The following is a 6,507-nucleotide window of genomic DNA, read 5'->3' as shown; positions in this document are numbered from 1 at the left end:
GGATCAGGAAATAGCCCCCCGCTCGACCGCGTTTCGCCCCCAGATAGCCCGACTTGCGCAGGTCGAGCAGGATATGCTCGAGGAAGCGCTTGGGCGCACCCGACCGTTGCGCGACTTCTTCGATTGTCAGCGCCGTGCCTTGCTCCACTGCGCCGAGCGCCATGAGCGATTTGAGAGCGTACTTGGTCTTCTGGGTGATCATGTCGGCAGTAAATCACCAATTTCACGGCAGGAGAAGTCGTCTTTCCTTTAATCACGATAATGCCGGTAGACTTATTGTTAAAATGAGACATGCTTGGATCATGTCCCGAGTCGCAGGAGGCGTCTGGATGGATCTCGACCGAATTGACCGCAAGATCGTCGCGACGCTGATGGCTGATGCGACCGTGCCGCTGGCCCGGCTGGCGCAGATGGTCGGCCTGTCGCAGACCCCCTGCTGGAAACGGGTGCGCAAGCTGCAGGACACCGGGGTGATCCGGGGCCGCGTCGCGCTTGTCGATCCCGAGCGGCTCGGGCTCGGGCTGACCGTTTTCGCCGGGGTCTCGGCGCCGGAACAAAGCACGGATTGGCAGCAGCGGTTCGAGGCAATCGTCGCGCAGGTGCCGGAGGTCATGGAGGCCTACCAGCTTGCCGGGAGCCACGACTATGTGCTGCGCATCGTGGTGCGGGACATGGCCGAGTTCGAACGCATCCGGCGGCAGATCACCGAGGCGATCGTGGTGCGCGACATCTCGGCGAACTTCGCGCTCCGGCGGTTGAAGTCACAGACGGTGCTGCCAATCGATACGCTGTCCGCCTAACCCTCCGGCATCTCCGGGGAATTCTCCGGCACATAGCAAATCTGCCGATCCGCATTCGGCACCGTTGATGGCGCGAGCGCGCGGCTGACATTTGACGGCACGAGCGCTCATGCGACTCCGGCCGAGGTAGGGCGGCGGCGAGGAGTGCCTATCAGCCAGTCGTGTGGTCCGCACGTGCCTGGTCAGCGCAGGAAGCTGACCGTCACCGCGCCGGCTTTGCCGAACACCGCGTCTCGGAACGCACTGTTCGCGCTGCCCTGTCGGAATGCAAGTGGCGGTGGTCATACGCGGCGAGACGGGGGAGGACGGAAAACCCGGGTTCTTAGCGAAATTCCAAAAGCGCTTGGGAGTATCCGGATGCTTGGGCGACCAAGTGTTGTGAGCCGCCCAGCCCTCGGATCCGGGGCTTGCTCTCGGAACCCTGGCATGTGGTCGGGTGAGAGACAGGAGGGCACGCCCGTGCCCTCCCGCGCGGCGCGTCAGGCGCCGCCGGTCAGTTCGCTCAAATCCACCGCGCGGCCCTCGGTCATCGAGCGTTGCGCCGCAAGCCCCATGAGCACCGCCCACTTGCCATCCTGCACGGAGACCTCGGGCGCGGACCGCTCTCCGCGCACCAGCTCGAGGAAGCCCCGGTGCTGGTAGAAGGTCGAGCCATTGTGATCGCCCGCTTCGAGGATCGTCGGATCGACAGGGATCTCGCGCACTTCGGGTCCCTTCGGCTCGCGTGGCGAGACGATCACCTGCGGCACCGGCGCCGCGCCGAGATGCGCCGGCCAGAAGCGGCCCGGCCCCGGCACAAGCGCTTCGATCTTGCCCCTGGGGCCGACCGCCGAGATTTCTTCCTGGTAGCGTGCGCCCTCGGCGAACATGCACAGCTCGAGCATGGCGCGCACGCCGCTCTCGAATTCGACCATCACGTACCCGTGGTCGAAGATGTCGGGCGTTTCGCCCGCGTAGGTCTCGTCGAGGTGGTTCGTCGCCTGTCCGCCCATCGCCATCACGCGCACCGGGTCGGACTTCAGCGCCAGCCGCATGAGGTCGAAGAAGTGACAGCACTTCTCGACGAAGGTGCCCCCCCGTGTAGCGGTTGAAGCGGTTCCAGTCGCCGACCTTCTCGAGGAAGGGGAAGCGGTGCTCGCGGATGGTCAGCATCTTGACCCCGCCGGTGACCTCCTCGGCCTCTTCCAGCAGCTTTGCGACGGGAGGCATGTAGCGGTATTCCATCGCCACCCAGACCGGCGCGGGATAGCTTTCGGCAAAGGCGTCGATGGCGGCGGCGTGATCCGGATCGGTGAAGAGCGGCTTTTCCACCAGCACGGGCAGGGGGCGCTTGCCTGCGATGGCTTGCAGCTGTTCGACGTGGCGGAAGTTGGGGCTGGCGATCAGCAGGCAGTCGATCTCGGCCACGTCCAGCAGCGCCTCGATGCTGTCCACGAAGCGCGCGTTCGGGGCGAACTGCCGGGCGTGGGCGCGCATTTCGGCGTCGGGCTCGAAGATTGCGCCAACGGCGGTGTTCTCGAGCAGCGCGATATTGCGCAAATGCTCCTGTCCCATCATGCCGCAGCCGATGATGCCGTAGGTGATGGTCCGGGTCTCGCTGCGCGCGAGGGTCTGGGTCGTCATGGGGAATTCCTCCTCCCTTCAGATCAGGCGCTGGACGTAGAGCGCCTTTGTCGTGTCGTACCAGGTGCGCGAGAACTCGACCGCCTCGCTGCCCTGCGCCCAGGAGAGGCGCTCGATATAGGCGGTCGTGGTGCCGGGCTTCAGCGCAAAGGCCTCGGGCGCCCAGTCCGGAACCTGCCCGATGCCCACCCGGTCCTCGGCGCGGGTGATCCAGAGCTGCAGGGCGCGCTTGTAGGTGAGGTAAAGCGAATCCTGCACCATCTCGCGCGGGACCTTCCCCGCGCCTCCGTCGAGCCAGATCTCCTCGACCGCGATGATGACGTCGTCGAGATAGCGCAGGCGGCGGAAGCGGGTGCCGTGGTCCGAACTGCCATAGGCGGGCTGCTGCGAATCCTTGGAGAGATAGTCGGCCGAGAGGATGTCGGCGGTGGGCAGGCCACCGCCTCCCTGGGCCAGCTCGAGCCGGAACATCGAGTAGACCGAATCGACCTCGCCGCCGGCGCGAACGTAGTTGCCCGACCCCTGACGGCGCTCAAGTAGCCCCTTTTTCTCCAACTCTAGCAGCGCCTTGCGCAGGGTTCTTACAGTGGTTCCATGGGCCTTTGCGAAGTCCCGTTCCGGCGGCAGCTTCTGCCCGTCGACCAGCCGGCCGGCGGCGATATCGCGGATCACCAGCTCGCTGATCTGCATGTAGATCGGCAGCGCATCGGGCCTGTGCCCGGATTTCCTGTTTTTTTTCCTGCATCTTTCCGCCTCCCCCTGCGGATGCTGCGAATGAAAAAATTGATACACCATTGATCTACATCAAGGACGCGGGTAGTCAAAGGGAAAGTTCGGAGGTTTTCAGGGAGGAAATCATGACGGTCGTACCCGTTACATCCGCCGATCTCGACGCGGTCGAGGTGGCCTGGTTCTCGGCGCTCTGCTCGGATGACTACCAGTTCCTCGGCGTGCCCGATGGCGACCTGCGCTCGTCGTGGGATCACTGCTCGGAGATCGTGAAGACCGCCGAGGCGCAGGGCTTCGGCAACATCCTGTGCCCCTCGTCCTATCAGGTCGGGCAGGACACGCTGAGCTTCGTTGCGGGCTGCGCGCCGATCACCAGTGCCATCAACCTGCTGGCCGCCGTGCGCTGCGGCGAGATGCAGCCGATCATGCTGGCACGCACCATCGCGACGCTCGATCACATGCTGCAGGGGCGGCTGACGGTGAACATCATCTCGTCCGACTTCCCGGGCGAGAAGGCCGACAGCCAGTTCCGCTACCAGCGCTCGCGCGAGGTGGTCGAGATCCTCAAGCAGGCGTGGAACCGCGACGAGATCAACTACGAGGGAGAGGTCTACAACTTCACCGGCCTCACCACCGATCCCGCCAAGCCCTACCAGCAGGGCGGGCCGATGCTCTACTTCGGCGGCTACTCCCCCGCCGCGCTCGACCTCTGCGGCCAGCATTGCGACGTCTATCTGATGTGGCCGGAAAAGACCGAGGATATCGCCGGGCGCATGCAGGCGGCCCATGCCGCCGCCGAGAAATACGGCCGCACGCTGGACTACGGCTTCCGCAGCCACGTGATCGTGCGCGACTCCGAGGCCGAGGCCAAGGAGTATGCCCGCTACATCGCCAGCAAGCTCGACGACGAGCTGGGGCAGGCGATCCGCGAGCGGGCGCTCGATGCCGGCAGCCTCGGCGTCAGCCACCAGGCCCGCAACCGCGAGCTGGCCGACCTCGAGGGCTACATCGAGCCCAACCTCTGGACCGGCATCGGCCGGGCGCGTTCGGGTTGCGGTGCGGCCATCGTCGGCTCGACCGACCAGGTGCTCAGCAAGCTCGAGGAGTTGCAGAAGATGGGCATTCGCGCCTTCGTGCTCTCGGGCTACCCGCACGTCGAGGAGGCCGAGCATTTCGGCTCGCGTGTGCTGCCGCAGCTGAAGACCTGCCAACTCAACCAGGCCTGGGGCCGCGTCCCGCAAACCCTTCCGAAGACGCCGCTCGGCGCAGGAGACCGCCGCTGATGGATAGCCTTAGCGATTTCACCCCCACGAGTGCGGAGATGGACCGCGTGACCATGGCCGAAGGGCTCAGCTTCTCGCGGCTGGTCTACGGCATGTGGCGCATTGGCGATGACGCCGACACCTCGGCGGGTCACGTGCGCGCAAAGATCGACACCTGCCTCGCGCAGGGGATCACCACGCTCGATCAGGCCGACATCTACGGCGACTATACCGCCGAGGCAGTGCTGGGGCAGGCGTTCAAGGCCGACCCGTCCCTACGCCAAAAGGTCGAACTGGTCACCAAATGCGACATCGTCGCGCCCTGCGGCAAGTATGCCGACGTGGCCTGCAAGCACTACGACACCTCGAAGGCCCACATCGAGGCGTCGGTGGAGAGCTCGCTGCGCGATCTCGGCACCGATTACATCGACCTGCTGCTGATCCATCGCCCCGATCCGCTGATGGACCACGAGGAAACCGGCGCGGCGCTCGACGGTCTGGTGAAGGCGGGCAAGATCCGGGCTGCCGGCGTGTCCAACTTCCGTCCGTGGGACGTCGAGCTTCTGCAGAGCGCCATGGAAACGAAACTGGCGACCAACCAGATCGAGATCTCGTTGGCCCGGGTCGAGCCCTTCACCGATGGCGATCTGGCCTTCCACCAGCGCCGCAAGGACCCGGTGATGGCCTGGTCGCCGCTCGGTGGCGGCAGCCTGATGACCGGCGAGAGCGCGCTGACCCACCGCATGGACACGATGGCCGCTGACTTCGGCGTTGATCGTGCCGCCATCGCCGTGGCCTTCCTGCTGCGCCACCCGGCGATGATCCTGCCGGTGCTGGGCACCAACTCGCTCGAGCGCATCGCCAAGATCGCCGACGCCCGCAAGGTCGATCTGAGCCGCGTGCAGTGGTTCCAGCTCTACGAGGCGGCACTCGGCCGCGAGGTGGCCTGATGCAGATGGCGCAGCCCCAGAGCTTCGTGCCCGACCCGGGCAACGGGCGGGCGCTGCGCGATGCGTTCGGGCTGTTCGCCACGGGGGTGACCATTGTCACCGCCTGCGGGCCCGAGGGGTGCGCCGCGATCACCGCCAACAGCTTCTCGTCGGTCTCGATGGACCCGCCGCTGGTGCTCTGGTCGCCGGCGCGCAGCTCCAGCCGCTTCGGCCTGTTCGCGGGGGCAGAGCATTACGCGATCCACGTGCTCGCGGCAGACCAGCAGGAGCTGGCGTGGACCGTGGCGAAGAACGGCGCGGCTCTGCTCGGCGCTGCGCTCGGGCAGAATGCCGAGGGCGTGCCGGTGCTCGAGCGTTGCCTTGCGCGTTTCGACTGCCGACGCCATGCGGTGCACGAGGCCGGTGATCACGCGATTGTCGTCGGCGAGGTCTTGCGCGCCACCATGCAACAGGGCGATCCGCTGGCCTTCTTCGGCGGGCGGGTCGCGCGGCTCGACATCAACTGACGGCAGGCCGCCACCTTGGAGGAGGGCGCGGCATGACGGGGAGGAGAGAATGGTGCTACTCGACGGGCTGATCCGGCCCCTGTCCTGGGTCAACGACCACCTGCTGAAGCTGGGGCGCGGCATCGGTGTCCTTGCCATCGCGGTGATGGTGGCTGTGACATTGGTGCAGGTGTTCTGCCGTTACGTGCTGGGCAATGCGCTGCCCTGGCCGGACGAGGCCGCGCGCTTCTGCATGCTTTGGATGGCAGGGCTGATGGCGCCGACCGCCTTTCGCCGCGGCGGCTTTGTCGCGATCGACATCCTGCCCTCGATGCTGCCGCGCCGTCCGGCCAGACTTTTGAACCTCGTGCTGCTGGTGATCAGCCTGATGGTTCTGGTGGTCGCGCTGCAGATCGGCTGGAAAGAGGTCACCGGGCTTGGCGGACGCTTCGCCTCGGCTTCGCTCTACGTGCCCATGGCGCTGGATTTCAGTGAATGGCACCGGGTGCCGCGCAGCTGGATGATGGCCTCGATCCTCGTCGGCATGGCGCTGCTGGTGCTGGTCAACATCGAACTGATCCTGCGCAACCTCGCCGAGCTCTGCTCGGGCCGGGCGCTGGATCTCGTCCCGCAGGCCAAGACGCAGGGAGCCGAATGA

7 protein-coding genes and 1 pseudogene are annotated in these 6,507 nt (G+C 66.0%); 5 read left to right on the top strand and 3 right to left on the bottom strand.

The features are described 5' to 3' along the window. The coding region (locus CLG85_RS14620; RefSeq protein ID WP_260349458.1) for an RrF2 family transcriptional regulator at positions 1-202 on the bottom strand (202 nt) is incomplete at its 3' end. A 127-nt stretch (positions 203-329) separates the two neighbouring features. Here CLG85_RS14620 and CLG85_RS14615 point away from each other — a divergent pair. Beyond that, positions 330-800 carry an Lrp/AsnC family transcriptional regulator gene (locus CLG85_RS14615; RefSeq protein ID WP_095880659.1) on the top strand — a complete coding sequence of 157 codons (471 nt, stop codon included), beginning with the start codon at positions 330-332 and terminating at the stop codon, positions 798-800. 479 nt (positions 801-1,279) lie between these two features. On the opposite strand, the pseudogene CLG85_RS14610 reads toward CLG85_RS14615, so the two are convergent. Continuing rightward, a pseudogene (locus tag CLG85_RS14610) lies at positions 1,280-2,423 on the bottom strand (Gfo/Idh/MocA family protein). 18 nt (positions 2,424-2,441) lie between these two features. Then, on the bottom strand, positions 2,442-3,113 hold the full coding sequence (locus CLG85_RS14605; RefSeq protein ID WP_260349457.1) for a GntR family transcriptional regulator: 672 nt from the start codon (positions 3,111-3,113) through the stop codon (positions 2,442-2,444). Positions 3,114-3,280: 167 nt separating this feature from the next. Between CLG85_RS14605 and CLG85_RS14600 the strand changes: the two genes are divergently transcribed. From CLG85_RS14600 to CLG85_RS14585, 4 genes are read left to right on the top strand one after another with little or no spacing between them, the layout of a single operon-like run. After that, positions 3,281-4,435: an LLM class flavin-dependent oxidoreductase gene (locus CLG85_RS14600; protein WP_260349456.1), complete on the top strand. Its 1,155-nt coding sequence runs from the start codon at positions 3,281-3,283 to the stop codon at positions 4,433-4,435. Between the two features lie 38 nt (positions 4,436-4,473). Then, positions 4,474-5,364, top strand: coding sequence for an aldo/keto reductase (locus tag CLG85_RS14595; RefSeq protein WP_095884224.1), 891 nt, complete (start codon positions 4,474-4,476; stop codon positions 5,362-5,364). 5 nt (positions 5,365-5,369) lie between these two features. Continuing rightward, positions 5,370-5,870: a flavin reductase family protein gene (locus CLG85_RS14590; RefSeq protein ID WP_260349460.1), complete on the top strand. Its 501-nt coding sequence runs from the start codon at positions 5,370-5,372 to the stop codon at positions 5,868-5,870. 49 nt (positions 5,871-5,919) lie between these two features. Beyond that, positions 5,920-6,507: a TRAP transporter small permease gene (locus tag CLG85_RS14585; protein ID WP_260349454.1), complete on the top strand. Its 588-nt coding sequence runs from the start codon at positions 5,920-5,922 to the stop codon at positions 6,505-6,507.

It is taken from the genome of Alloyangia mangrovi (genome assembly GCF_002300555.2).
Classification (GTDB): Bacteria; Pseudomonadota; Alphaproteobacteria; order Rhodobacterales; family Rhodobacteraceae; genus Salipiger; species Salipiger mangrovi.
Note: the sequence above shows the minus strand (reverse complement) of the source record. Positions and strands in the feature narration are given on the sequence as shown.